The sequence below is a fragment of the Rhodococcus sp. PAMC28707 genome (assembly GCF_004795915.1).
Taxonomy (GTDB): Bacteria; Actinomycetota; Actinomycetes; order Mycobacteriales; family Mycobacteriaceae; genus Rhodococcoides.
This window is the reverse complement of the sequence record NZ_CP039253.1, coordinates 2,552,955-2,578,393: the sequence shown is the minus strand read 5'-3', so window position 1 is coordinate 2,578,393 and position 25,439 is coordinate 2,552,955. Positions and strand designations below refer to the sequence as shown.

23 protein-coding genes are annotated in these 25,439 nt (G+C 62.9%); 16 read left to right on the top strand and 7 right to left on the bottom strand.

Annotation, left to right across the window (positions count from 1 at the left end):
• Nucleotides 1-38: 38 nt before the first annotated feature.
• Nucleotides 39-998, top strand: a complete 960-nt coding sequence (locus E5720_RS11670) for an EamA family transporter (RefSeq protein ID WP_136170790.1) — start codon at nucleotides 39-41, stop codon at nucleotides 996-998.
• On the opposite strand, the gene E5720_RS11665 is transcribed toward E5720_RS11670, so the two are convergent.
• The gene (locus tag E5720_RS11665) at nucleotides 946-1,323 is read right to left on the bottom strand and encodes a nuclear transport factor 2 family protein (protein ID WP_136170789.1); all 378 of its coding nucleotides are present in this window, start codon (nucleotides 1,321-1,323) and stop codon (nucleotides 946-948) included. The two genes, E5720_RS11670 and E5720_RS11665, sit on opposite strands and share 53 nt — an antisense overlap.
• Nucleotides 1,324-1,431: 108 nt before the next feature.
• On the opposite strand from E5720_RS11665, the gene E5720_RS11660 reads away from it, so the two are divergent.
• Both E5720_RS11660 and E5720_RS11655 read left to right on the top strand, forming a co-directional pair.
• Entirely contained in the window at nucleotides 1,432-2,715 is a 1,284-nt protein-coding gene (locus tag E5720_RS11660; protein WP_136170788.1) for a MurT ligase domain-containing protein, read from the top strand.
• On the top strand, nucleotides 2,708-3,415 hold the full coding sequence (locus E5720_RS11655) for a glutamine amidotransferase (RefSeq protein WP_136170787.1): 708 nt from the start codon (nucleotides 2,708-2,710) through the stop codon (nucleotides 3,413-3,415). The genes E5720_RS11660 and E5720_RS11655 overlap by 8 nt, the downstream gene beginning before the upstream one ends.
• Before the next feature lie 52 nt (nucleotides 3,416-3,467).
• Here the strand turns inward: E5720_RS11655 and recR are convergent, their stop codons facing one another.
• Both recR and E5720_RS11645 read right to left on the bottom strand, forming a co-directional pair.
• On the bottom strand, nucleotides 3,468-4,076 hold the full coding sequence (gene recR, locus E5720_RS11650) for a recombination mediator RecR (protein ID WP_136170786.1): 609 nt from the start codon (nucleotides 4,074-4,076) through the stop codon (nucleotides 3,468-3,470).
• 9 nt (nucleotides 4,077-4,085) lie between these two features.
• Complete coding sequence (locus tag E5720_RS11645) at nucleotides 4,086-4,424, bottom strand: YbaB/EbfC family nucleoid-associated protein (RefSeq protein WP_136170785.1); 339 nt, start codon at nucleotides 4,422-4,424, stop codon at nucleotides 4,086-4,088.
• Between the two features lie 329 nt (nucleotides 4,425-4,753).
• Between E5720_RS11645 and E5720_RS11640 the strand changes: the two genes are divergently transcribed.
• On the top strand, nucleotides 4,754-6,154 hold the full coding sequence (locus E5720_RS11640; protein ID WP_136172628.1) for an FAD-binding oxidoreductase: 1,401 nt from the start codon (nucleotides 4,754-4,756) through the stop codon (nucleotides 6,152-6,154).
• Nucleotides 6,151-7,467 (top strand): class I SAM-dependent methyltransferase, encoded by a 1,317-nt coding sequence (locus tag E5720_RS11635; RefSeq protein WP_136170784.1) that lies wholly within the window; start codon nucleotides 6,151-6,153, stop codon nucleotides 7,465-7,467. Before E5720_RS11640 ends, E5720_RS11635 begins: the two co-directional genes overlap by 4 nt.
• Nucleotides 7,468-7,497: 30 nt before the next feature.
• Here the strand turns inward: E5720_RS11635 and E5720_RS11630 are convergent, their stop codons facing one another.
• Entirely contained in the window at nucleotides 7,498-8,436 is a 939-nt protein-coding gene (locus E5720_RS11630) for an oxygenase MpaB family protein (protein ID WP_136170783.1), read from the bottom strand.
• A 53-nt stretch (nucleotides 8,437-8,489) separates the two neighbouring features.
• Between E5720_RS11630 and E5720_RS11625 the strand changes: the two genes are divergently transcribed.
• The 10 genes from E5720_RS11625 (at nucleotide 8,490) to E5720_RS11580 (ending at nucleotide 19,089) form a co-directional block, all read left to right on the top strand.
• Nucleotides 8,490-9,080 (top strand): TetR/AcrR family transcriptional regulator, encoded by a 591-nt coding sequence (locus E5720_RS11625; protein ID WP_136170782.1) that lies wholly within the window; start codon nucleotides 8,490-8,492, stop codon nucleotides 9,078-9,080.
• 53 nt (nucleotides 9,081-9,133) lie between these two features.
• Nucleotides 9,134-9,394, top strand: coding sequence for an acyl-CoA-binding protein (locus tag E5720_RS11620; RefSeq protein WP_136170781.1), 261 nt, complete (start codon nucleotides 9,134-9,136; stop codon nucleotides 9,392-9,394).
• A gap of 29 nt (nucleotides 9,395-9,423) precedes the next feature.
• Entirely contained in the window at nucleotides 9,424-11,772 is a 2,349-nt protein-coding gene (locus E5720_RS11615; RefSeq protein WP_136170780.1) for an FdhF/YdeP family oxidoreductase, read from the top strand.
• 208 nt (nucleotides 11,773-11,980) lie between these two features.
• Nucleotides 11,981-13,477, top strand: a complete 1,497-nt coding sequence (locus E5720_RS11610) for an aldehyde dehydrogenase family protein (RefSeq protein ID WP_136170779.1) — start codon at nucleotides 11,981-11,983, stop codon at nucleotides 13,475-13,477.
• 1 nt (nucleotide 13,478) lies between these two features.
• Nucleotides 13,479-14,414 (top strand): oxygenase MpaB family protein, encoded by a 936-nt coding sequence (locus E5720_RS11605; RefSeq protein ID WP_136170778.1) that lies wholly within the window; start codon nucleotides 13,479-13,481, stop codon nucleotides 14,412-14,414.
• A gap of 77 nt (nucleotides 14,415-14,491) precedes the next feature.
• On the top strand, nucleotides 14,492-16,057 hold the full coding sequence (fadD5, locus tag E5720_RS11600) for a fatty-acid--CoA ligase FadD5 (protein WP_136170777.1): 1,566 nt from the start codon (nucleotides 14,492-14,494) through the stop codon (nucleotides 16,055-16,057).
• Nucleotides 16,058-16,338: 281 nt separating this feature from the next.
• Entirely contained in the window at nucleotides 16,339-16,653 is a 315-nt protein-coding gene (mihF, locus tag E5720_RS11595; RefSeq protein ID WP_084345684.1) for an integration host factor, actinobacterial type, read from the top strand.
• 52 nt (nucleotides 16,654-16,705) lie between these two features.
• Nucleotides 16,706-17,188: a TrkA C-terminal domain-containing protein gene (locus tag E5720_RS11590; RefSeq protein ID WP_088942957.1), complete on the top strand. Its 483-nt coding sequence runs from the start codon at nucleotides 16,706-16,708 to the stop codon at nucleotides 17,186-17,188.
• Nucleotides 17,189-17,210: 22 nt separating this feature from the next.
• Nucleotides 17,211-18,377 carry a cation:proton antiporter gene (locus tag E5720_RS11585; RefSeq protein WP_136170776.1) on the top strand — a complete coding sequence of 389 codons (1,167 nt, stop codon included), beginning with the start codon at nucleotides 17,211-17,213 and terminating at the stop codon, nucleotides 18,375-18,377.
• Between the two features lie 34 nt (nucleotides 18,378-18,411).
• Nucleotides 18,412-19,089, top strand: a complete 678-nt coding sequence (locus E5720_RS11580) for a GntR family transcriptional regulator (RefSeq protein WP_210729854.1) — start codon at nucleotides 18,412-18,414, stop codon at nucleotides 19,087-19,089.
• Between the two features lie 48 nt (nucleotides 19,090-19,137).
• On the opposite strand, the gene E5720_RS11575 is transcribed toward E5720_RS11580, so the two are convergent.
• Both E5720_RS11575 and E5720_RS11570 read right to left on the bottom strand, forming a co-directional pair.
• On the bottom strand, nucleotides 19,138-21,294 hold the full coding sequence (locus E5720_RS11575) for a 3-hydroxyacyl-CoA dehydrogenase NAD-binding domain-containing protein (RefSeq protein ID WP_136170775.1): 2,157 nt from the start codon (nucleotides 21,292-21,294) through the stop codon (nucleotides 19,138-19,140).
• Nucleotides 21,295-21,303: 9 nt separating this feature from the next.
• Nucleotides 21,304-22,515, bottom strand: coding sequence for an acetyl-CoA C-acetyltransferase (locus E5720_RS11570; RefSeq protein ID WP_136172626.1), 1,212 nt, complete (start codon nucleotides 22,513-22,515; stop codon nucleotides 21,304-21,306).
• Nucleotides 22,516-22,748: 233 nt separating this feature from the next.
• Here E5720_RS11570 and E5720_RS11565 point away from each other — a divergent pair, with 233 nt between their 5' ends.
• The gene (locus E5720_RS11565; RefSeq protein WP_247595927.1) at nucleotides 22,749-22,982 is read left to right on the top strand and encodes a hypothetical protein; all 234 of its coding nucleotides are present in this window, start codon (nucleotides 22,749-22,751) and stop codon (nucleotides 22,980-22,982) included.
• A 75-nt stretch (nucleotides 22,983-23,057) separates the two neighbouring features.
• On the opposite strand, the gene E5720_RS11560 is transcribed toward E5720_RS11565, so the two are convergent.
• Nucleotides 23,058-25,397, bottom strand: a complete 2,340-nt coding sequence (locus E5720_RS11560; RefSeq protein WP_136170774.1) for a DNA polymerase III subunit gamma and tau — start codon at nucleotides 25,395-25,397, stop codon at nucleotides 23,058-23,060.
• Between the last annotated feature and the right edge of the window lie 42 nt (nucleotides 25,398-25,439).

Genomic DNA, 25,439 nt, shown 5'->3' with positions numbered 1-25,439 from the left:
GATTGTGCTGATGTTTGCTACCGATCAGGATAGTGACCGTGAACAACCGCGATCGACTCCTCGGGCTCACCGTCGCGGTGCTGTGGGGGCTCAACTTTCTTGCCATTCGGGTAGGGCTCGATCACTTCCCGCCGTTCTTCTTCGCCGGTCTTCGGTTTCTCGTCATCGCGATCCCGGTACTGCTGTTCGTTCGTCCACCGAAGGTGCCGATCGCATGGCTTCTGCTCTACGGGTTCGGCTTCGGATTTCTTCAATTCGCCTTTCTCTTCGCTGCGATGAAAGCCGGGATGCCCACCGGACTCGCCTCCCTCGTGCTGCAATCCTCTGCACCGTTCACCATCGTCCTCGGCGCGTTGCTGCTTCGTGAGCACGTCGGTCCCCGCCGAACAGTGGGCATCACCGTCGCCGTCGCGGGTATGGTCCTCATCGGTTGGGACCGAGCACAGGCCGCGTCGTTGCTGCCCGTCGTACTGACATTGCTCGCCGGGCTCGGATGGGCATTCGGCAACCTCGGCAACAGGCTTGCCAGGTCGACCGAACCAATGCGGCTGATGCTGTGGATGTGCGTTGTCCCGCCGCTTCCGATGCTTGCACTCTCGGCTGCCGTCGAAGGACCATCCACGGGGTGGCGTGCCCTCGGTGACTCGTTCAGCTCGTCGGGTTGGCCGGCGCTCGCCGGTCTCACCTACATCGTGCTGCTGGGCACGATCGCCGGATCGGGTCTTTGGACGGTACTGATCAGTCGCCACCCCGCGGGTGTCATCGCACCGTTCTCCCTGCTCGTCCCAGTCGTCGGCATCGCCGGAGCGTGGATCTTCCTCGACGAGTCCCCGAGTGCCTTGTCTCTGATCGGCGCAGCTGTCGTCATCGGTGGCTGTCTCGGCGGAATGACCGGAACTCGGGGAACGACTGGAGCCGTGAGCCCGGGGCGTGATCGACCTCGGTTCAGGGAATCTGCACCATGTCTTCCTGACCCCAGATTGCACGCATCGAAGTGATTTTGCCCTCGTCGTCGAACTCCATCACGTCGATCGGCGACATCTCGAGCATCTTGTCGCCGAACTTGGTTGTCAGCTTGAAGTGGAACGCAGCGGTGCTCGCCGCGATCCGCACCGTCAGCACCTCTCCGGTCTGCTCCATCGGTTCGACCACGGCATAGAACTCCCTGATCGAGGCCTCGGTGGTCTTGACCTCGGTGCCGACCGGATCTTCCACCGTGGCGCCTTCGGCGTACAAAGCCAAGACGTCGTCGACTGTGCCGTGTGCGACGGCCTGAACGTATGCGTTGACCGTCTTGCGGATGACATCGGCAGTTGGAGCCATGAAAAGTAGTCCCTTCATCGTTTTTGGAACATGTTCCAGAAACCAAGATAGCGGTCCGGGGTGACTTCCGAGGAGAGTTCGTCGGCCAGTCTGTGCCAGACTCGGCGCATGGTTCGAGCGGGTGAGCGCAGAGCGGCGATAGGTGCACGCGGAAGGCTGGCACTACGAGCAGCCGATGCTGCAACGTGGGCGTCACGCAAGGCAGGCCGGGGCAAGGGATCGATGATCGGAGGCCTCGTCGCCCTCAAGATCGACCCCGACATCCTGACCGGCCTCGGCTCCGGCCGTCGCACGGTTGTGGTGACGGGTACCAATGGAAAGTCGACGACGACGCGGATGACGGCGGCGGCTCTCGCTCCCCTCGGAGAAGTAGCCACCCAGGCCGACGGCGCCAACATGGATGCCGGAATCGTTGCGGCCTTGTTCGCGCATCTCGATGCACCGATAGCTGCGCTGGAAGTAGACGAACTCCACGTCCCCCACGTGTGCGACGCGGTATCCCCCGACGCTGTCGTACTACTGAACCTCAGCCGCGATCAGCTCGATCGCGTCGGCGAGATCAACATGATCGAGCGCAAGCTGCGCGCCGGTCTCGCACGGCACCCCGAGACCGTCGTCATCGCCAACTGTGACGACGTCCTCGTCACGTCTGCCGCCTTCGACGCCCCCAACGTCGTATGGGTGGCCGCGGGAGGCGGCTGGGCGGGAGACTCCGTCAGCTGCCCGAGGACCGGCGAACCGATAGTCTGGGACGGCGACCACTGGTACAGCACCGGCAGCGACGTCGGAAACGGCGTGGCCTTCGAGCGCCCGACACCGGACTGGTGGCTCGACGACGAAAATCTGTACGGGCCGAACAGTCTGAAGATTCCGATGTCCCTGGCCCTGCCGGGCAGAGCCAACCGCGGTAACGCAGCTCAAGCCGTCGCCGCTGCCGTGACCCTCGGTGCGAGCGCGGTCGATGCCGTTGCGGCGGCGTCGGGGGTGGACGAGGTCGCCGGCCGTTACTCGACAGTCCAGTACGGATCTCATTCCGTACGTCTGCTTCTCGCCAAGAATCCCGCGGGATGGCAGGAAGCCATGTCGATGATCGACCCCACGGTGGAGGGTCTGGTCATCGCCGTCAACGGTCAGGTTCCCGACGGTGAAGACCTCTCCTGGCTGTGGGACGTACGCTTCGAACACTTCGAGAACGTCGCCGTCGTCGCTTCCGGAGAACGCGCGACCGACCTCGGTGTGCGCCTGCTCTATGCCGGTTCCCCCCACACCACCGTGACGGACCCGCTGAAGGCCATCGCATCCTGTCCACCCGGACGCGTGGAAGTGCTGGCCAACTACACCGCGTTTCGCGACCTCGGCCGCGCACTCGCCCGTGAGGTGCACGATGTCTGAGTCCACAGTTCGGATCGGGCTCGTCCTGCCCGACGTCATGGGAACCTACGGAGACAACGGCAATGCGTTGATTCTCCGGCAACGGCTTCGGATGCGAGATATCGACGCCGAAGTCGTCCACATCACCCTGCAGGACCCGGTACCCGATTCGCTCGACGTCTACACCCTGGGCGGGGCCGAGGACTCGGCGCAACGATTGGCGACGCGTCACCTCGCCCGATATCCCGGACTGCAGAATGCGGCCGCACGCGGCGTGCCCGTCCTCGCGATCTGCGCAGCTATCCAGGTCCTCGGACACTGGTACGAAACGTCCTCCGGCGAGCGCGTCGACGGCGTGTCACTATTCGACGTCACCACCAAGCCGCAGGCGACGCGGTCGATCGGTGAGGTCGTCACCGAACCTTTGCTCTCCGGGCTCACTTCGCATTTGACCGGCTTCGAAAACCACCGTGGTGGAACGACACTCGGTGTCGACGCGTCTCCGCTCGGGAAAGTCACGCACGGTGTCGGCAACGGTGTCGGCGACGGACGCGAAGGCGTCGTACAGGGTTCGGTGATCGGGACGTACATGCACGGACCGGTACTCGCGCGCAATCCCGAGTTGGCGGACTACCTCCTCGAACGTGCGCTCGGATCGCCGCTGGAGCCGCTCGACCTCCCCGAGGTCACCCAACTGCGGAAGGAGCGGCTCAGCCGCTAGAGTGTCCCGCTGGTCACGTGAAAGGCCGGCGGCGTCGAACGCGCTGATCGGGTCAGAGCACCCGACGCCCCGTCAGTGCCCGACCCAGGGTGAGCTCGTCCGCGAACTCCAGGTCCCCACCCATCGGTAGCCCCGAGGCCAGCCGGGTGATCGACAGACCTGGGAAGTCACGCATCGTCCTGGCCAGATACGTCGACGTTGCCTCACCCTCGGTGTTCGGGTCCGTGGCGATGATCACCTCGGACACATCGACGCCATCGTCCTGGTTTCCTATTCGCACCAACAACTCTCGAATGCGAAGTTGATCGGGGCCGACGCCGTTCAAGGGATCGAGGGCACCACCGAGCACGTGGTAGCGACCTTTGAACTCCCGCGTTCTTTCCACCGCCTGAACATCTTTGGGCTCTTCGACGACGCAGATGATGCTGCGATCGCGTCGCGGGTCGGCACAGATTCGACACAGCTCTTTGTCGGAGACAGTGCCACACACCGTGCAGAACTGGACACCGTCGCGGACGCGTTGCAGCGCTTTCAGGAGCCGGTCGATGTCGGGTGGTTCCACGCTCAGCAGATGAAACGCAATGCGCTGAGCGCTCTTGGGTCCAACACCTGGAAGTTTTCCGAGTTCGTCGATCAGATCCTGAACAGGACCTTCGTACACGTGTCGGTCCTAGAAGCCGGGAAGGCCGAGCGAACCGCCACCGAGCCCACCAGTGAGCGGACCGAGCTTGTCTGCCGCTACGGTCTGAGCGGATTTCGCCGCGTCGGCGATCGCGCCGATGATCAGATCCTGCAGTGTTTCGACGTCGTCCGGGTCGACAACCTTCGGGTCGATCGTCAGGCCGACGAGTTCGCCTGTGCCCTTCACCGTTGCCGTGACCAATCCTCCGCCCGCCTGCCCGCTCACCTCGATCTCGGCGATCTGGGCTTGTGCGGCCATCAGTTGCTGCTGCATTTGCTGCGCCTGCTGCATGATCGACGCGATGTCGGGCTGCTCACCGGGTTGCACTGTGGTGTCCTCTCGGTTCGGTTACACATCTCAGCCTAGCCGCGCCCCGCTCGACAAAGCACCATCCTGCCGGCCCTTGGCGCAGCGTCGACCCAACGATATACGGGGATGTGACAGGGTTCACCAACTTTTATTTAGCCGTGCAAAAGACATGCAAGACGCATCTATTTGCCCGATTCGTCCGGTTCCAACGCCACTTTCGCACAACATTTGCGTGAAAGTTTACGTAAGAGGACGCATTCTCGGTGGCCCTCGACCTGCAGTAGAGATAGCGTCAGTCTGTGGCTTTCGCGAACGTGCTGACCAGACGACGACCCGAACCCCGAGAGATCGGATTCGCCGCGTATCGCGCCGGAGTCGGCGCACTACTTGCAAGCTACCGAGCAATCCCCGAGGACGCGACGGTGCGCCTGGCGAAGAAGACCTCGAATCTCTTTCGAGCACGAGCAGGCTCGACCGCCCCCGGACTCGATGTATCGGGGCTGACCGGAGTCATCACGGTTAACCCGACGGATCGGACAGCCGATGTGGCCGGAATGTGCACCTACGAGGACTTGGTCGACGCAACGCTGCCGTACGGCCTGGCCCCGCTCGTCGTCCCGCAACTGAAAACCATCACGCTCGGCGGTGCCGTCACCGGCCTCGGGATCGAGAGCACCTCTTTCCGCAACGGACTTCCACACGAATCCGTTCTCGAGATCGACGTCCTCACCGGAACCGGCGAGATCATCACCGCCACACCGGACGGCGAGAACGCCGAACTGTTCCGAGGTTTCCCCAACTCGTACGGCACCCTCGGATACTCGACCCGACTGAAGATTCAACTCGAACCGGTAAAACCGTTCGTCGCTCTCCGTCACGTGCGCTTCCACGACCTCGACACGATGCAGTCGACGATGGACACCATCGTTTCCGAGCGTGCGTACGACGACATCGAAGTCCACTACCTAGACGGCGTCGTGTTCTCCGCCGACGAAAGCTACCTGACACTGGGTACCCAAACGGCCGAGCCCGGCCCGGTCAGCGAGTACCACGCCGGGCCCGACATCTTCTACCGCTCGATCCAGCACGACGGCACCGAACCGAAGACCGATCGACTGACAATTCACGACTACCTGTGGCGTTGGGATACCGACTGGTTCTGGTGCTCACGCGCTTTCGGCACCCAGAACCCGAGAATTCGACGTCTCTGGCCGAAGAAGTATCGACGCTCCAGCTTCTACTGGAAGCTCATCGGCCTCGACCGCAAATACGATATCGCCGATCGCCTCGAGGCCCGCAAGGGAAGACCACCGCGCGAGCGCGTCGTTCAGGACGTCGAGGTTCCCATCGAGAACACCGCCCCATTTCTGCGCTGGTTCCTCGACGAAATCCCCATCGAGCCATTGTGGCTGTGCCCGTTGCGCCTTCGTAATCCGGCACCTGACGGCGCCGACGGTACGCGACCATGGCCGTTGTATCCGCTCCAGCCCGAGAAGACCTACGTCAACATCGGCTTCTGGTCTTCGGTCCCCATTGTCCCCGGCCAACCGGAAGGTGCCACCAATCGTGCCATCGAACAGAAAGTCACCGACTTCGATGGGCATAAGTCGCTCTACTCGGATGCTTACTACTCCGAGGCAGAGTTTGCCGCGCTGTACGGCGGCGAGAAATTCGAAGAACTGAAGAAAAAGTACGATCCGAAGTCACGTCTGTTGGACATGTACTCGAAAGCGGTGCAAGGAAAATGACAACGTTGAAAGAATCCACCAGTAGCGACGCGAGCCGCACCCACAAGCTCACCATCTCGGAGATTCTCGAGCTGCTTTCCGACGGAAACATCCCCCTCCGTTTCAGCGCTTACGACGGCAGCGCCGCCGGTCCGGAGGATGCCACGCTCGGACTCAAGCTCAAGAGCCCGCGCGGCGCCACCTACTTGGCGACCGCTCCGGGTGACCTCGGCATGGCCCGCGCCTACGTATCCGGCGACCTCGAGGCCGAGGGCGTACATCCGGGAGATCCGTACGAGTTGTTGCGGGTGATGGGAGACGAGCTGCACTTCCGCAGGCCGTCCGCCCTCACTCTCGCCACGATCACCCGCTCTCTCGGCTGGGACCTGCTGCGTCCCATTGCTCCGCCGCCACAGGAGGCGATTCCGCGGTGGCGTCGAATCGCGGAGGGCTTGCGCCACTCCAAGACTCGTGACGCCGAGTCGATCTCGCACCACTACGACGTGTCGAATACGTTCTACGAGTATGTACTCGGAGAATCGATGACCTACACCTGTGCCGCATACACCTCACCGGAGCAGTCCCTCGAGGAGGCACAGGAGAACAAGTACCGCCTGGTGTTCGAGAAGCTCGGATTGAAGGAAGGCGACAGACTGCTCGATATCGGTTGCGGCTGGGGCTCGATGGTCCGCTATGCCGCACGACGTGGCGTCAAGGTCATCGGCGCGACTCTTTCACGAGAGCAAGCAGACTGGGCGCAGCAGGCCATTGCCGACGAAGGGCTCTCCGAACTCGCCGAGGTTCGCTTCTCCGACTACCGCGACGTCGCCGAGACCGGTTTCGATGCGGTGTCCTCGATCGGCCTCACCGAGCACATCGGGGTGAGCAACTATCCAGCCTATTTCAGCTTCATTCAGTCGAAGTTGCGCGACGGTGGCCGAGTGCTCAACCACAGCATCACCCGCCCCGACAATCGAAGCCACGCCAAAGCCGGATCGTTCATCGACAGGTACGTCTTTCCGGACGGTGAGCTGACCGGCTCCGGGCGCATCATCAGCGAGATGCAGGATGTCGGCCTCGAGGTGCGGCACGAGGAAAGCCTCCGCGAGCACTATGCCCTCACGCTGGCCGCGTGGTGCCGCAATCTCGTCGACAACTGGGACGCGTGCGTCGCCGAGGCCGGTGAAGGAACGGCCCGCATCTGGGGCCTCTACATGGCCGGCTCACGTCTGGGATTCGAACGCAATGTCGTTCAGTTGCACCAGGTTCTGGGCGTCAAGCTCGGACCCAAGGGTGAAGCGGGCCTCCCACTACGACCCTGGTGGGATGCCTAGGCAGCCTCCGTGGACAGGTGAGTGGAACCTCTAGACCCGAGGACTGTAGTGCTTCGGATCGTTCCGCTCACCTATCGGCGGAAGATTGCGTGCCGGGGTTTGGGGTAGTGCCGCGTCGGCCGGAACACGCCCGGTCGCGCGGTCCCAACCTGCTCGCCCTCTTGGATGCATACGGTATCGACGAGGCACCACGGAAAACGCCTTGTCGATTAACTTTCCCACGGCGGAGAAGATTCGCTCGTCACGCTCGGTCCAGTTGTAGCCCAACAGATCTCGTATCGATTGGTCATAGAGGCCGACGGTAAGCCACACGAAACCTCGCGCGACCGGTCGCCGGAGAACGGCCCAGATCGGCGCTGGAATCCACGACGCGTACGGCGGGGGCCCCAGCCCCGACAGATCGAGGACATCGCGAGTGGCCTTGTTGTCTTCCAATACCTCGCGGCACATGTACCTCCAGTACACCTGGAAGTCTTCCCATGTCTCGGGAACCGGGCGCATGCTCATCCCGTACAACCGGTACCACTGAACATGTTCGGTGAACAGTTGGCGTTTCTGTTCTTCACCGAGGCCACCCATGAAGTGGTCGGCCGTCAGAACGGTCCCCATGAAGAACGTTGCGTGCGCCCAGTAGAAGGTATCCGGGTCGAGCGCGTGATAACGCCTGCCTTTGGCGTCGATACCTTTGATGTTGTCGTGATATCCACGGACGGCCAACGCAGTTCGTTCGGCCCGGTCGCCGTCGAAGACCACGCCGCCGATCGGATACAGCGATCGGTACAAGCGCTGCCAACGTTCGTCGAAGAAGGTCGAATGCTCCTCGACGCCTGCACCGAGCCCAGGATGCATGTTCTGCATGGATCCGGCCCATACCCCCTGCAGCATGCCGCGCCAATCGCCGAAGTACTCCCACGTCAAGGACTCGGGCCCCAGCGGAATCGGCCTACCGACCCCAGACTGACTACACATGTTGTCAGACTAGGATTCGACAACACCCGTAGTCAATAGAGGCGAGGAGACCGGTGAACATCGACGAACGCCGAAGACACCGGTACGCGACGCTGCTCGACGCCGGTGTTGCACTTCTCGGCTCCCCGGGCGGACCCGCAGTCAGCGTCCGTGCGGTCTGCCGCAGTGCCTCCCTGACCGAGCGATACTTCTACGAGAGCTTCACCGACCGCGACGAGTACGTCCGAACCGTCTACGCCCACGTCGGTCGTCGGGCCCGTGCTGCCATCGAAACCGCCGTCGCGACCTCTGTCGAAGAGGACAGGGCCGGCGCACCGGTCCGCGCCTTCGTCGAATTGGTTCTCGACAACCCCGCCGTGGGCCGAGTCTTACTGCTGGCACCACTGTCCGAGCCTGCCATCAGCCGAAGCGGAACCGCACTCGTCCCCACTTTCGTCGAACTGGTTCGTGCAGAACTGACCGGCATCGATGTCGAAGACCAGCACCTGGTCGCCATCGGTGTCGTAGGAGCACTCACCTCGTTGTTCGTCGGATACCTCGACGGAACCGTCACCGCGACGCGGGAAAAGTTTCTCGCTCATTGTGTCCGCCTCGTCACCGATGCCGGACGAACGGCCCGTCAGCACTCCGCTCGCGTGCCATGATCGTGTGAGCAGTTCGCAAGAGCACCGCGTCGCGAAAACAAGGGAGCCGAAAAGTGTCCGATCTCGAGCAGTCGTTTCAGCAAGCCCAGATCGACGTGAAGACGCTGACCTCCAAGCCCAGCAACGACGACCTCCTCAGCCTGTATTCGTTGTTCAAGCAAGGTTCGAAAGGCGACGCCGAGGGTAAGCGTCCCGGAAGACTGGACATGATCAATCGCGCCAAGTTCGACGCATGGGCGAAGCTCGAAGGAACGAGCCAGGATTCGGCAAAACAGTCCTACATGGACTTGGTCACCAGGATGCTCGGCAAGTAGCAGCTTCGCCCGACCCGAAAGGACCCAGCATGGAGCGTCACGAAACCGAGCTCGACATCGGCACACCGAAGACTCATGCGGCGGGCCTGACCGCCGTCGCAGTGTCGATGAAGCGCGCGCTCGGCCACATGGGTCCGGTTCGGACGGCGAAGACGCTTCTCGACCTCAACCAAGCCGAGGGCTTCGACTGCATGAGTTGCGCATGGCCGGATCCCGACCCCGGCCATCGGCACCTCGCCGAGTTCTGTGAAAACGGCGCCAAGGCGGTGGCCGAGGAAGCGACGACGACGCGTGCGACCCCCGAGTTCTTTGCGGCTCACACCATCGCCGACCTGGACGGTCACTCCGAACACTGGCTCGGGCAGCAGGGGCGAATCACCCATCCGATGGTGAAGCGGCCAGGTAGCCGGCATTACGAATCGATCGAGTGGGACGACGCGTTCGCGCTCATCGGCGAGGAACTTCGATCACTCCCCGACCCCAATGAGGCGATTTTCTACACCTCGGGTCGAGCATCGAACGAATCAGCTTTCACCTATCAGCTCTTCGCGCGGGCATTCGGTACCAACAATCTGCCCGACTGTTCCAACATGTGCCACGAGTCCACCTCGATCGCATTGCAGGAGACCATCGGCATCGGTAAGGCCAGCGTGACGCTCGACGACGTCTACGACGCTGAACTGATCATCCTCGCCGGCCAGAATCCAGGCACCAACCATCCCCGCATGTTGTCGGCGCTCGAGAAGGCGAAGCAGAACGGCGCGAAGATCCTTTCTATCAACCCACTGCGCGAAGCGGGTCTGGTGAACTTCAAGAACCCGCAGACCGTCCGTGGAATGGTAGGTCCCGGTACGGACCTCTCGGACATGCACTTGCCGATCAGAGTCAACGGGGATCTGGCGCTGTTCCAGGCGTTCGGGTCGTTGCTCGTCGAATGGGATGCACTCGACCACGAGTTCGTCGAGGCCCACACTGCAGGGTTCGGGGCGTGGCGCGAGAACGTGCGCGCCCTCGATTGGGACATCGTGACCGAATCCACCGGATTGACAAGGGAAGTCATCACCGAAGCGGCGCGTATGCTTCGCAATTCGAAGGCCACCGTCTTCTGCTGGGCCATGGGTTTGACCCAACATCGCAACGCCGTCGCCACCATCAAGGAACTCACCAATCTGGCTCTGGCGCAGGGCAATATTGGCAAGGCCGGTGCCGGCCTGCTGCCCGTCCGCGGCCACTCCAACGTGCAGGGCGATCGCACCATGGGGATCTGGGAGCGAGTCCCGCAGCACTTCCTCGACTCCATCGAGGCCGAGTTCGGTTTCGATCCACCGCGCGAGAACGGTCTCGACACAGTCGACTCGATCCGCGCGATGCGTGACGGTAAAGCCCACTTCTTCCTCGGACTCGGCGGCAACTTCGTTCAGGCGACGCCGGACAGCGACGTCACCTTCGAGGCCATGCGGGGCATGCGCATGACGGTGCACATCTCGACGAAGATCAACCGTTCCCACCTCGTCGGCGGCGAGACCAGACTCATCCTCCCGACACTCGGCCGCACCGAGCAGGACGTGCAAGCCTCGGGCCCACAGTGGATTTCCGTCGAAGACTCCACCTGCTCGGTGCATTCTTCGCGCGGTCCGTTGAAGCCTGCCAGTGCGCACCTCCGGTCCGAGGTGGCCATCCTCACCGGAATCGCCGAGGCCACCTTGGGTGACCGCCACGGCATCGACTGGAAGGGTATGCGCGAGGACTACCGAAACATCCGCAAGCACATCTCTCGCGTCGTACCGGGCTGCGAAGGCTACGAGGTCAACGTACGCAGGCCAGGCGGGTTCGTTCTCCCACATCCACCGCGGGACTCACGGACCTTCGAAACCGACTCCGGGCGCGGCGAATTCACTGCGTTGCCGATCGACGTTCTACAGGTCCCGGACGGCCACCTGCTGCTCCAGACGCTCCGGAGTCACGATCAGTTCAACACGACGATCTACGGCCTCAGCGATCGCTACCGAGGAATCGAAGGCGGCCGACGCGTCGTGTTCGTCCACCGCGAGGACATTGCCGCACTCGGCTACCGCGATGGCGAGTACGTCGACCTCGTCACAAAATGGGACGACGACGATATCGAGCGGAGTGCGCCGAACTTCCGGATCGTCGAATACGACACCCCTCGGGGGTGCGCCGCGGCGTACTACCCGGAGACCAATCCATTGGTCCCGCTGGACTCGACGGCGGTGGGAAGCAACTGTCCGACATCGAAATCGGTGGTGATAAAGCTCGTTCCTGCCGGGGCTTCCGACACCGAAGGCCACGGTCGCCAGGACGACCTGGGGTCCGACGAGGCCCACAAGTCCCATCCGCAGCCGCATCATCTGAGTTAGGTCCCGCCCTCGAGGTGCCCTGTCAACCGCTCGGCCCCGTGCACGAACTGGCGACGCATCCGCTCGCCGAAGAGGAGCACGCGAGCTTCGAACCACCCGCAACTCGGCTGGTTGTCGGCACCGCACACGCCGCATAGTGTGAGCCAGACAACAGTAAATCGCATCACATATATGTGATGCGATTGTGAGAGCGGGAGGATTTCGGCCCATGACGGACCAGGTCACGCAGATGCAAGTTCCAACGTTCGACAGTCTCGATCCGAGGACAGGCGAGGTGCTGGCCACCTATCCGATCTCCGAGGACGCTACAGTCCGGGCCGCCGTCGACCGCGCTCGGGCGGCTTCTCGGTGGTGGGATCTTCAGGGTTTCACCGGACGAAAGAATTGGTTACTCGAGTTCAAGAACGCGATCGCCAAGGATGCGCAGAGCCTTGCAGCGGTGATTGCCGCCGAGAGCGGCAAGCCCGATGAGGATGCGATTCTCGAGGTCATGATGGCCGTCGAACACATCGATTGGGCTGCACGGAATGCCGAGAAGACGCTGAAGCAGCGCAAGGTGTCCTCGGGACTGATCAGCGCCAATCAGAAGGCCTATGTGGGCTACCGGCCGTTCGGTGTCGTCGGCGTCATCGGGCCGTGGAACTACCCGTTGTACACCCCGATGGGTTCCATCGCGTATTCACTTGCGGCAGGAAACGCCGTGGTGTTCAAACCGAGCGAGCTCACCCCGGGTGTCGGTGTGTGGCTGGCGAAGAAGTGGGAGTCCCTCGCGCCGGCACAACTGGTGTTCCAGACCGTCACCGGTGACGGATCGACCGGCGCAGCACTGTGCACTGCGGGAGTCGACAAGATCGCCTTCACCGGGTCCACGGCCACCGCCAAGAAGGTCATGGCCACGTGCGCACAGTCGCTGACCCCGCTCGTCGCCGAGTGTGGTGGCAAGGATGCGATGCTCGTCGACGCGGACGCCGATCTCGATGCAGCCGTTGAGTTTGCAGCATTCGGCGCGATGGGAAATGCGGGTCAGACGTGCGCGGGTGTCGAGCGAATCTATGTCGCCGCTCCGGTGTACGAAGCATTCGTCGACAAACTTGCCGCGGCAGTATCTGCGTTGAAGCCTGGCGGTGCCGGGTCTTCCTCGTACGGTCCGATGACCCTGGGAAAGCAGAGCGACATCGTCCGAGGCCAGATCGAGGATGCCCTGGCCAAAGGTGCGCGCGCTGTCGTCGGTGGCCTCGAGTCGCTGCACGGCCCGTACATCGACCCCGTCATTCTCACCGACGTTCCCGAAGATTCCACTGCGATAACGGAAGAGACCTTCGGCCCGACGGTAGTCGTGAACAAGGTTCGTGATCTCGACGAGGGAATCGAACGCGCCAACGCATCGGTGTACGGACTCGGCGCCTCGGTATTCACCAAGGACACCGAGTCCGGACGACGAGCAGCAGAAAGACTCGATTGCGGCGTCGTGACGGTCAATTCCGTCCTCGGATTCGCCGGCATTCCCGCCTTGCCGTTCGGTGGTACCGGCGATTCCGGCTTCGGTCGCATCCACGGCGCCGACGGACTCCGCGAGTTCAGCACCGTCAAATCACTGGCCGTACAGCAATTCGCGATACCACTGAAGCTGCTCACGATGAACCGCAAAGCACGCGACATGAAGATCTCGAAACTGATGCTCAAACTGCGACACGGGAGAGGCTGACATGGGTGTCACTGCCAAGCGCGGCCGGTACGGGTGGTTGCGGCGAATAGAGGAACTCGATCCAAAAGTGGACAACCACGAGATCCATCTCATCACTGCAGGCTGCGAGTTTCCGTGGGACTACCAACGCGCTCTGGAATTCGCCCTGTTCCGCACGTACTGCGTCCCGACCATCTCCGAACTACTGGAGAAGACAGGCGAATTCGAGAATCGACCGCAGAAGCGCTACGACGACACCTCGCTTCTGATGGCGGAGATGCTCGAGCACGGCTACGACTCCGAGAGAGGACGCGAGTCACTGCGGACGATCAACCGAATGCACGGCAAGTACGACATCGACAACGACGATTTGCTCTATGTCCTGACCACATTCATCTACGAGCCGATCGACTGGATCGACCGATACGGCTGGCGTCGGCTGCACCCGAAGGAACGCCTGGCCACGTTCTACTTCTACCGCGAAGTCGGAATCCGAATGGGTATCAAGAACATTCCAGAGTCCTACACCGAATTCGCACGATTCAAACTCGACTACGAAGAACGCACGTTCCGGTACACCGAGGACAACAATCGCGTCGGAAAATACACCCTCGACTTGTTCTGCTCATGGTTTCCGACGGCACTGCACCCAGCGGTACGGCAAGGTGTCTACGCGCTGATGGACGACAAGATGGCGCACGCGTTCGGCTTCCCGGCCGGCTCACCGACTCTGCGTCGCATCGCGGTAGCGAGTTTGCGCGCCAAAGCGCGCGGGGAACGATTCATGCCCAAGCGTAGGCATTCGAGAACCACCGACGATTCGAAGAACAAGACGTACCCCGGCTACCCGCGCGGCTACCGTCCGAGCCAACTCGGTGCGCTCGCCGATCCACCGACGTGCCCGTACACACCCGAACGCAGTGTCGGTCCGCGAGCGGAGCAACCCGCGACACTCTGACCGATGAAGATCGCCAGTAGCCGCCGTGTGCGGTTCGAACCCCCGACAGCCGGCACCGCGCGAAAGAGGAACCAGCAATGGACTCATCCGACCACAGCCAGGAGCCGCAACGTTCGGTTCGAAACAACTGGAACAACCAGGTTCGTCGCCACGCCCTGATGAATCCGGACGGGCTCGCGCTGCGATTCCTCGGCGAATCCACCACCTGGCACGAGCTTTCCGACCGGGTCGCGAGCTTCGCCGACGTCCTGAGTCGGCGAGGTGTCGGCGCCGGAGACCGCGTCCTGATCCTCATGCTCAACCGCCCCGAATATCTCGAATCGGTGCTGGCAATCAATGCGGTCGGTGCGTTGGCAGTACCCGTGAACTTCAGGATGACCGCCCCTGAGGTCGCGTTCCTGGCCGACAACAGCGGTGCGACGCTACTCGTGACCGACGAGCCACTGGCTCGACTTGCCGAAACAGTTGCAGCACAATCGGATTCCGTGACAGGAACGATCACGGTCGGTGAGGAGTACGAGAGACTGCTCGTCGACGCCGATCACGCTGCACCCGTCGACGTCCCCGATGATGCACCGGCACTGATCATGTACACCTCCGGCACCACCGGCCGACCGAAAGGTGCTGTGCTGACCCACGCCAACATGCAGGCGCAAGCGCTGACGTGCATTCGCGCACTGCAGATGCACGGCGTGGGCGAAATCGGCTTCTGCGCATCACCGATGTTTCACATCGCGGCCCTGGGCAGCCTGGCCCCGAGTCTGCTGCTGGGGGTTCCGACAGTCATCTACCCAGTCGGCGCATTCGATCCTGCAGCACTGCTGGACGTCCTGGAATCCGAGGAAGTCACCACACTGTTCCTCGTACCCGTGCAGTGGCAAGCGATATGTGCCGAGCAAACGCGAGCGCCACGCGCAGTGAAGCTTCGCGTCATATCCTGGGGCGCTGCCCCGGCGTCGGACACCATCCTGAAGGCCATGTCGGCAACGTTCCCCGAGGCACTCAACGTCGCGGTCTTCGGCCAGACCGAGATGTCACCCATCACCTGCGTTCTCGACGGAGCGGATGCGCTGCGCAAGCTCGGTTCCGTCGGACACGTCATCGCCACTGTTTCGGCCCGTGTGGTCGACGACGACATGAAAGACGTCGCTCGCGGGGAGATCGGTGAGATCGTCTACCGGGGCCCTACTCTCATGCGTGAGTACTGGCAGAACCCCGACGCCACGGCCGACGCGTTCGGCGGTGGTTGGTTCCACTCCGGGGACCTGGTCCGTCAGGACGACGAAGGGTTCGTCTTCGTCGTCGACCGCAAGAAGGACATGATCATCTCCGGCGGCGAGAACATCTACTGTGCCGAAGTGGAGAACGTCCTGTTCTCACATCCGCGGATCCGCGAAGCTGCAGTCATCGGGCGGACCGACGGGACCTGGGGCGAGGTTCCCGTTGCCGTAGTTGCCCTGACCGACGCGGCAGGGGCCCCGGATCTGACCCTGGATGAACTTGCGGAGTGGCTGGGCGAGCACCTCGCACGGTACAAACACCCGAAGGAGCTCGTGGTCGTCGATGCTCTCCCCCGCAACGCCAGCGGCAAGGTCGTCAAAGTCGCTCTCCGAAGCTCGTACTCACCCGCCGATGTGAACTGACCGGACGATGAGCCTGAACGGCTTTACGCGCTACCGACACCGCTCGCCACTGGCGCCAGCTGGACCGAAGTGACACAGTTGCCGAGATCCGGAACCGCCGAACTGCTGGTCGGGGCATACCCCGAAAGCGAAAGCACGTAGCCTGGCGGTGAAGGATCGGTGGCTCACTCCGAATGACACGCGTGTCGTTCGAAAAGTTTGTCCGAGCCACCAGGCACGATGCAAGAGGGTTCCGACCATGTCATTGAGCGACGGGTCACCACTATCGAGGAGATAAGGCCATGGCTTTACCAGTATTGACTCCGGAACAGCGCACCGCGGCGTTGGCCAAGGCGGCCGAGGCACGTACCGCCAGGTCGAAGCTGCTGGCCGCCGTCAAGTCCGGCGAGCTGAGCGTTGCTGACGTTCTCGCAAAGGCCGAGGGCGACGAGATCGTCAAGAAGACCAAGGTCTCCGCACTGATCAAGGCACTTCCGGGTGTCGGTTCGGTGCGCGCCGCACAGCTGCTCGAGCAGCTTTCCATCGCAGACACCCGCCGTATCGGCGGACTCGGCGCCAACCAGCGTGAAGCACTGCTGGCCGCTGTCGCGTCCTGACCGAGAGGCTCTAGGCGGTACGGGTCATACCGACTGGGGTTAACATTCCCCTATGAATGTCGAAGTGACCCTGCTGCCCGGGATCGGGGTGCGGAAGGACTTCGCCCTCGCATCTGGGCGTCGCATCGGTGTCATCACCCGCAAGGACGGCGTGAACGAGCTGATCGTTTCGCGCATGGATGACCCCGACGCGACACAGGCGTCCATCACACTGAGCAATGAGGAAGCGGCGGCGCTGGGCAATTTGCTCGGCACGCCGCAACTCATTGCTCAGCTCGGGGAAGAGCACCGTGAACTCCCCGGCATCCACACGCGACAGCTCCGAATCAAAGAGGGCTCGCGATTCGACGGCCGAACTCTCGGCGACACCACGATGCGCACCAAGACCGGTGTATCGATCGTCGCGGTCATGCGCGCCGGGCAAGTCCAACCGTCACCCAATCCTGATTTCCTGATCGTCTCCGGCGATCTGCTCGTTGCTGTCGGCACGGCAGAGGGACTGGATGCAGCGACCAAGCTGCTCGGCAATGTCTAAGAAGAAACAGGGCTGACTTTCCATGGCCGAAAGCGCACTCGCGCTGACCGAACTCGGGGCAGTGTTCTTCGCACTCGGCCTCCTCGCCAGGCTCGCCGGCCGCATCGGTGTCTCCCCGATCCCCTTCTATCTCCTCGGCGGACTGTGCTTCGGCAACGGCGGCTTCATCACCCTCGACGGTATCGACGAGTTCAGTGAACTGGCCAGCGAGATCGGCGTCATACTTCTGCTCCTACTGCTCGGGCTGGAGTACACCGCCAACGAGCTCGTCACCGGTCTACGCAGGTCGTGGATGGCTGGTGTCGTCGATATCGTCCTCAACTTCGCGCCGGGAGCAGTCGTCGCGCTCATGCTCGGCTGGGGTGGCGTCGGCGCCCTCGTTCTCGGCGGCGTCACCTACATCTCATCCTCGGGGATCATCGCCAAAGTTCTCACCGATCTGGGCCGCCTCGGCAACCGCGAAACACCCGTAGTGCTCTCGATCCTCGTATTCGAGGACCTCGCGATGGCGATCTACCTGCCGATACTGACGACAGTCCTGGCCGGAGTGGGCATTCTGGGCGGCTTCGGCGCGGTCGGAATCTCGCTACTCGTCATCACCGTGGTCCTTGTGGTCGCGCTCAGATACGGACGATTCGTCTCTGCCGTCGTCGACAGCCCCGACCGCGAGGTAGTTCTGCTCACGGTCCTCGGATCAGCGTTGGTGGTAGCCGGCATCGCCTCCGAGTTGCAGGTATCGGCCGCAGTCGGCGCCTTTCTGCTCGGCATCGCCATCTCCGGTTCGACCGCAGACAACGCAACCCGCATCCTCGAACCGTTACGTGATCTCTTCGCCGCCATGTTCTTCGTCGTATTCGGCCTGAATACGGACCCCTCGACCATTCCGCCTGTCCTCGGCTGGGCCGTCGTCCTGGCCGTGGCAACAACGGTCACCAAGGTCATGACGGGCGCCTGGGCCGCTGGCCGACAAGGCATCGGCAGGCCTGGACAGCTGCGCGCGGGCGCAGCTCTGGTCGCGCGCGGAGAGTTCTCGATCGTCATCGCGGGGCTCGCTGTTGCCGCCGGCGCCGTCGACGGCGAACTGGCTGCTCTCGCGACCGCGTACGTGCTGTTGATGGCGGTACTCGGACCGGTCGCTGCACGCGTGGTCGAGCCCCTTACGAAGTCTTTGATCCGACCCCGGAGTTGAGTGCAGACCTACACACTGTGATTGGCTGATCGTCATGGCAGGCAGAGCGCGCACGACTCCCGCAGCAACAGCGCTGCGTCGGCGGCCACAGCTGTCCGAGGACGTTGCCAATCATGTGCGGCACCTCGTCATGTCCGGAGAAGTTCGCCCCGGTGACTACATCCGATTGGACGAGACCGCAGCCGAACTCGGAGTCAGTGTCACGCCGGTTCGAGAGGCGTTACTGACACTTCGGGGCGAGGGAATGGTCGAACTCGTACCGCATCGCGGGTACGTGGTCTCGGCACTGACCCCGGCCGATATCGCGGACATCTTTTGGCTGCAGGGTCGGATTGCCGTCGAGTTGGTTCGGCGCGCGGCACCGAAAATTGGCAAACCAGAGATCGCCGAGCTGAAAAAGTTCAATGCATCTTTGGCCGCTGCCGTGGCGAACGGCCGGGCCGAGGAAGTCGAAGTCAGCGAGTTCGAGTTCCATCGAGTGATCAACAGACTGGCCGAGGCGAACAAGTTGGCATGGTTTCTCAACAACGCGACCCGATACACCCCCACCCGTCTATACGCGTCGGACCCCGAATGGGGCCGCGCGGCCGTGCGAAACCATGAGCAGCTGATCGATGCCTTGAACGCCGGCGACGTCGATGCGGCCTGCACTTTGATGCGCAAGCAATTCACCGACGGCGCCGAGCGTTTGGTCGCGTACCGCGACATGTGAGTGGGGATACGTCGTGTAAAACGTATCCCCACTCACATGCTTGTATTACTAGGCCCGGAGCGAGTCCGGCGCGGTGAACCGCTCGCCGTACTTCGCTGCAAGCTCGTCGGCGCGCGCGACGAAGCCCGCCTGACCACCCTTGTAGCCGACGACGTACTGGTGCACGCCGCCGGTCCAGGCTGGGTACCCGATGCCGAAGATGGATCCGATGTTGGCGTCGGCCGTTGAGGTCAGCACGCCTTCGTCGAAGCACTTCTGCGTCTCGAGTGCCTCGATGAAGAGCATGCGCTCGACGAGATCCTCGAACGGAGCTTCCGAGGTACCCGACTTGAACGCATCACGCAGTCCGGGCCACAGGCCGGTGCGCTTGCCGTCGGCGTACTCGTAGAAGCCCGCACCCTTGAGCTTGCTGGGACGCTCGAACTCGTCGACCATCTTGTTGATGACCGCACCAGCCGGATCCTCGGCAGGAGTTCCACCTGCGGCGATCACCGAGTCCGCGGTTTCCTTGCGGATCTTCTGCATCAGCGTCAGCGTCAGCTCATCCGAGAGCTGCAGCGGCGCTGCGGGGTAGCCCGCTTGCAGACCGGCCTGCTCGATGGATGCCGGCTCGACACCCTCGCCGAGCATCGCGATTGCCTCGTTGATGAAGGTGCCGATGACGCGCGAGGTGAAGAATCCACGGCTGTCGTTGACGACGATCGGGGTCTTCTTGATGAGCTGGACCAGGTCGAATGCCTTTGCCAGCGCAGCATCCGACGTCTTCTCACCGCGAATGATCTCCACGAGCGGCATCTTGTCGACGGGGCTGAAGAAGTGGATCCCGATGAAGTCTTCCTGACGCTTGATTCCCTTCGCCAGGCTCGTGATCGGCAGCGTCGAGGTGTTCGAGCCGAGCAACGCCGTCGGATCGACGAGGTCCTCGATCTCCTGAAACACCTTCTGCTTGAGCTCCTCGGACTCGAAAACAGCCTCGATGACGAGATCGGCGCCTTCGACATCCTTGGCATCGGCGGTCGGGTGGATCCGAGCGAGCAGTGCGTCGGACTTCTCCTGCGTGGTCTTCCCACGCGAGAGTGCCTTGGCCTCGATGGCCTCGGAGTACGCCTTGCCCTTCTGCGCGGACTCGATGGCCACATCCTTGAGCACGACGTCGATGCCGGCCTTCGCGCACACGTAGGCGATTCCGGCGCCCATCATGCCTGCACCGAGGACAGCGACCTTGGTGAACTTCGTCTTCTCGATGCCGTCCGGACGCGACTTGCCTGCGTTGATCGCCTGAATGTCGAAGAAGAACGCCTGAATCATGTTCTTCGAGATCTGCCCGGTGACCAACTCGGTGAAGTACCGCGACTCGATCGTCGACGCGTTGTCGAAGTCGACCTGGGCCCCTTCGACTGCAGCGGCGAGGATTGCACGCGGCGCGGGCATCGGTGCGCCCTTGAGCTGCTTACGCAGGTTCGAGGGGAAGGCAGGCAGAACAGCGGCCATCGCCGGACTCGACGGTGTCCCACCAGGAATCTTGTAGCCCTTGACGTCCCAGGGAGCGACGCCGCCCTCGGGGTTGGCCTTGATCCATACCTTGGCGGCCGGGACGAGCGCGTCGATGGTGTCGACGAGTTCGTGGACGAGACCGATCTCGAGCGCCTTGTCGGGACGGAATCGGGTGCCCTGGGCGAGGACCGTCATGAAGCCGGTCTGAATGCCGAGGAGGCGAGTGATGCGCGTGACGCCACCGCCACCGGGGAGCAGGCCGAGGGAAACCTCGGGGAGGCCGAGCTGAACTCCGGACACATTTGCCGCAATACGGTGATGCGTTGCGAGTGCGATTTCGAATCCGCCGCCGAGCGCCGCACCGTTGATGGCCGCGACGACGGGCTTGCCGAGCTTCTCTATGCGTCGCAGCTGCGCTTTGAGGTTCTGGGACTCGTCGAACACCTGCTGTGCGTCGTCGGGTCCGATCTTCATCATGTTCTTCAGGTCGCCACCGGCGAAGAAGGTCTTCTTCGCGGAGGTGATGACGACGCCCGTGATCGAGTCCTTCTCGGCTTCGAGACGGTCGATGGTGGTGGCCATCGAGTCCTTGTACAGCTGGTTCATCGTGTTGGCGCCCTGGTTGGGGTCGTCCATCGTGAGCACGACGATGCCGTCGGAGTCCTGCTCCCACTTGATCATGTTGTCTTTGCTTGCTTCAGTGTTTGTCATGTCTTCGCCTCAGACTCGCTCGATGATGGTGGCAACGCCCATGCCGCCGCCGATGCACAGGGTGATGAGTGCGTAACGGCCGCCGCGACGCTCGAGCTCGTCGAGCACGGTTCCGGTGATCATGGCTCCGGTGGCGCCCAGCGGGTGACCCATAGCGATAGCTCCGCCGTTGACGTTGAGCTTCTCGTTCGGGATGTTCAGGTCCTTCTGGAACCTCAGCACGACCGAGGCGAACGCCTCGTTCAACTCGAAGAGATCGATGTCGTCGACGGTCAAGCCTGCCGCCGCAAGAGCCTTCTTCGCTGCCGGTGTCGGTCCGGTGAGCATGATGGTGGTGTCGGCGCCGCTCGTCGCGGTTGCTACGACACGCGCTCGCGGAACCAGATTCAGGTCTTTGCCCGCCTGCTCGCTGCCGACGAGGACGAGGGCTGCACCGTCGACGATGCCGGAGCTGTTACCACCGGTGTGCACGTGATTGATCTTGTCGATCCAGTGGTACTTCTGGAGCGCGACGTCGTCGAATCCGCCCATGGCGCCGACTCCGGCGAAGGCCGGGTTGAGTTTGCCGAGCGATTCGACGGTGCTGCCCGGACGCATGTGCTCGTCCTGATCGAGGATGAGCAGACCATTCTGATCGGTGACGGGCACGACCGACTTGGCGAAGTATCCACCCGACCATGCTGCTGCCGCGCGCTCCTGCGACTGCACTGCGTATGCGTCGACGTCTTCGCGAGTGAAGCCCTCGATCGTCGCGATCAGGTCGGCGCCGATCCCCTGCGGGGCGAAGAAGGTGTCGTAGTTGGTGGCCGGATCCATTGCCCACGCGCCACCGTCGCTACCCATCGGAACACGGGACATCGATTCGACGCCGCCTGCGATCACGAGCTCATCCCAGCCGGAGCGCACCTTCTGTGCGGCGAGGTTGATGGCTTCGAGACCGGAAGCGCAGAACCGGTTGAGCTGAAGTCCGCCCACGGTGTCCGGCATCTTCGCGGCGAGAACGGCGGTGCGGGCAATGTCCATACCCTGATCGCCTACCGGCGACACGACGCCCAGGATCAGGTCCGAGATGCGGTTCTCGTCCAGATCTGGGAATCGACGACGAAGTTCGTCGATCAGCCCGGTAACCAGCGAGAGCGGCTTGACGGAATGCAGCGAGCCGTTCTTTCCTTTACCGCGCGGGGTTCTGATGGCTTCGTAAATGAACGCCTCTGTAGTCACAGCGTGCAGTTCCTTCCACGTACTGATTTCGGTGGCAGCACCGGTCAGGGCGCTGCAGGACACGAGGAATACACCTCGGCTGTGTACAGACTAGAACGTGTTACCACTGAAGCGACAGGACCTAAACGAGCATTGTCTGTGACCGAATGGGCAGTTTGGGTTTCGAAGGTGCTGGGTAGACCTACAATCGACATAGCGGGGGGATATTTGTGGAAGATCAGGAGTTGATGTCCATGGACACCCAGCAGCCCGTTGCTGTCGGCGCACATGTGAAGGTCCGTTACAGCTCCGACGCCGAGCTCTCGCGCGAGCAGTGGCCAAAAGAGTCCGGCGTAGTCAAGGAAGACTTCGGCGACCAACAGGCGTCGGTCTCCGACCGTGGCTGGGCTCTCGCTCGTCGGTATGCGGTCGCACTCGACGACGGACGCCTGGTCTTCGTGGATCCGGAAGACATCGAGCCGGCCTAACCGCTTGTTGTCGAGTGCACAACACAGCACTGGACAACAACTTCTCCTGAGCGTGTTTCTCCACTACGAGCAGCGCTACTCCTTCAGAGGAGTTCCGCCCAGCTGGGTTTGGATCAACTCCAGCGCCACCGTATCCGGGTCGCGCCTGATCGACGGATCCGCAGGTTCTGCGGCCGCTTTCATGAGCTCTTCCTCGTCCTCAGCGGTTTCCGGTGGTGGAGGACCTGCCGGTTCGGGGTCGTCAGGGTAGTCCGGTGCCTCAGGTGGCGGAATGTCCTCGTACCCAGATCCATCCCCCGCTGACCCGAATGCGTCATCGGTCGTTCGCGCCGTCTTGCTGCTCTGGCTCGGTCGTGAGAATTTCGTCGACGGCGCCTTTGGAGCCTCGGGACCACCCTTCGATGCCGAGACCTCTTCAGCCGGTGCGGTCGCGCCCACAACGCAGGTCACCGCCCAGTCGACTCCGAAAACATCACGCAGTGCATCTCGAATGACATCGGCGTTTCGCGGTTCCCCGAGCCTCTTGGCCAGCGGGGCCGAGTCGTGGCCGAGGGTGATCGAATCGATATCGACCGCGCGCACCGACGCCCCGGACAGCATGACCTCGACCGTACGGCTGCGCTCGCGGACCTTGGTTCTGACCTCGGACCACACCGCACGTACCGCCGCCGCGTCGGGTTGATTCGACGCCGCGACGGGAGCAAGCGCGGGCTCAGGCTCGTCGACAGCCGGCTCACTGACAACCGGGTCACTGACGACGGTCTCACTGACAACGGGGTCACTGACAACGGACTCACTGACAGCTGAAAGCTCGGGCTGCGATTCGGGCTCTGGAGGCGGCTCCTGACTCGTGTCGAGCGCAGGCTCTGCACTCGGCTCGGGTACAGCACTCGGCTCGGGTTCCGCATCAGGTACTGGTTCCGGCACGTGGACCGGCTCGGGCTCGGGCTGCCGTTCTGGCTGTGGCTGTGGTTCTGGCTGTGGCTGTGGTTCTGGCTGTGGCTGTGGTTCTGGCTGTGGCTCCGGCGCAGGCACGGTCGCCGCAGGCTGGGGCGCGGGCGTGGCAGGTGCCGCAGTGGGCGTAGATGTAGGCACTGCTGGCGCAGGCGCCTCGGCCACCGGCCGTTGCGAGGGGCGGACGAACTTCGACGGTGTGTCCTCCACCGGTGCCACTGGTGACGACGCCTCGATCCGCCTCGGGGCTGCATCTTCGACGACCGCAACCCGATCGGCCGCGGCCTGTTCACCGGCGGGAAGGGTCACATCGAGACGCCGTTCCAGGCGCTCGAGACGTTGAAGGACGGCAGATTCGGCGTCGGAAGCGGAGGGCAGAAGCATGCGTGCACACATCACCTCCAGGAGAAGTCGCGGCGCAGTGGCCCCACGCATCTCCCCCAATCCGGAGTGCACGATTTCCGCGTAGCGCGCCAAGGTTGCCGAGCCGATGCGCGTGGACTCTTCGCGGAGTCGTTCGAGCACGTCGCCCGGCACATCGACCAGACCACGTTCCCCGGCGTCGGGCACTGCGCGCATCAGGATGAGGTCGCGCAGCCGCTCGAGTAGGTCGGTGGCGAACCTGCGGGGGTCGTGACCGGCATCGACGACCTTGTCGATGGTGCCGAACAGGGAGCCACCGTCGCCGGCAGCGAGAGCGTCGACTGCTTCGTCGATCAGTGCGACATCGGTGACTCCGAGCAAGGACAGCGCCCGGGGGTACGTCACGCCCTCCGGACCCGCGCCCGCGAGGAGCTGATCCAACACACTCAGCGAATCGCGCGGCGATCCACCTCCTGCACGGATGACAAGCGGAAACACGGGATCCGCGACGATCGCGTTCTCCTGCGCACAGATCTTCTCGAGCAGTCCTCGCATGGTCGACGGGGGCAGCAACCGGAACGGATAGTGGTGCGTGCGTGACCGAATGGTCGGCAGCACCTTCTCCGGCTCGGTGGTGGCGAAGATGAAGACCAGATGCTCCGGCGGTTCCTCAACCACCTTGAGCAGCGCGTTGAAGCCCGCCGTGGTCACCATGTGAGCCTCATCGATGATGAAGATGACGTAACGAGACTCGGCGGGTGCATACACCGCTTTGTCCCGAAGATCACGGGCATCGTCGACGCCGCCGTGACTCGCTGCGTCCATCTCTACGACGTCGAAGTTGCCTGGTCCGCCCGGCGCGAGCGCGACACAGGAATTACACACCCCACAGGGTGTAGAGGTAGGGCCCTCGGCGCAGTTCAGCGACCGCGCGAGGATGCGCGCCGACGACGTCTTGCCGCAGCCACGTGGGCCGGAGAAGAGGTAGGCGTGGTTGATGCGGTTGGAGTCGAGCGCCACACTCAAGGGCTCGGTGACGTGCTCCTGCCCGACAACTTCAGCGAACGTCGCAGGACGGTACTTCCGGTAGAGAGCCACGCCGAAAGGGTACCGGCGAACGCCGACATCGGCGTCGATGGC

Bases quoted from the DNA above. Each gene is read 5' to 3' on its own strand.
- E5720_RS11665 (WP_136170789.1), bottom strand. From the start codon at position 1,323: ATGGCTCCAACTGCCGATGTCATCCGCAAGACGGTCAACGCATACGTT.
- E5720_RS11660 (WP_136170788.1), top strand. From the start codon at position 1,432: ATGGTTCGAGCGGGTGAGCGCAGAGCGGCGATAGGTGCACGCGGAAGG.
- E5720_RS11655 (WP_136170787.1), top strand. From the start codon at position 2,708: ATGTCTGAGTCCACAGTTCGGATCGGGCTCGTCCTGCCCGACGTCATG.
- E5720_RS11635 (WP_136170784.1), top strand. From the start codon at position 6,151: ATGACAACGTTGAAAGAATCCACCAGTAGCGACGCGAGCCGCACCCAC.
- E5720_RS11630 (WP_136170783.1), bottom strand. From the start codon at position 8,436: ATGTGTAGTCAGTCTGGGGTCGGTAGGCCGATTCCGCTGGGGCCCGAG.
- E5720_RS11615 (WP_136170780.1), top strand. From the start codon at position 9,424: ATGGAGCGTCACGAAACCGAGCTCGACATCGGCACACCGAAGACTCAT.
- E5720_RS11610 (WP_136170779.1), top strand. From the start codon at position 11,981: ATGACGGACCAGGTCACGCAGATGCAAGTTCCAACGTTCGACAGTCTC.
- E5720_RS11605 (WP_136170778.1), top strand. From the start codon at position 13,479: ATGGGTGTCACTGCCAAGCGCGGCCGGTACGGGTGGTTGCGGCGAATA.
- fadD5 (WP_136170777.1), top strand. From the start codon at position 14,492: ATGGACTCATCCGACCACAGCCAGGAGCCGCAACGTTCGGTTCGAAAC.
- mihF (WP_084345684.1), top strand. From the start codon at position 16,339: ATGGCTTTACCAGTATTGACTCCGGAACAGCGCACCGCGGCGTTGGCC.
- E5720_RS11590 (WP_088942957.1), top strand. From the start codon at position 16,706: ATGAATGTCGAAGTGACCCTGCTGCCCGGGATCGGGGTGCGGAAGGAC.
- E5720_RS11585 (WP_136170776.1), top strand. From the start codon at position 17,211: ATGGCCGAAAGCGCACTCGCGCTGACCGAACTCGGGGCAGTGTTCTTC.
- E5720_RS11580 (WP_210729854.1), top strand. From the start codon at position 18,412: ATGGCAGGCAGAGCGCGCACGACTCCCGCAGCAACAGCGCTGCGTCGG.
- E5720_RS11575 (WP_136170775.1), bottom strand. From the start codon at position 21,294: ATGACAAACACTGAAGCAAGCAAAGACAACATGATCAAGTGGGAGCAG.
- E5720_RS11565 (WP_247595927.1), top strand. From the start codon at position 22,749: ATGGACACCCAGCAGCCCGTTGCTGTCGGCGCACATGTGAAGGTCCGT.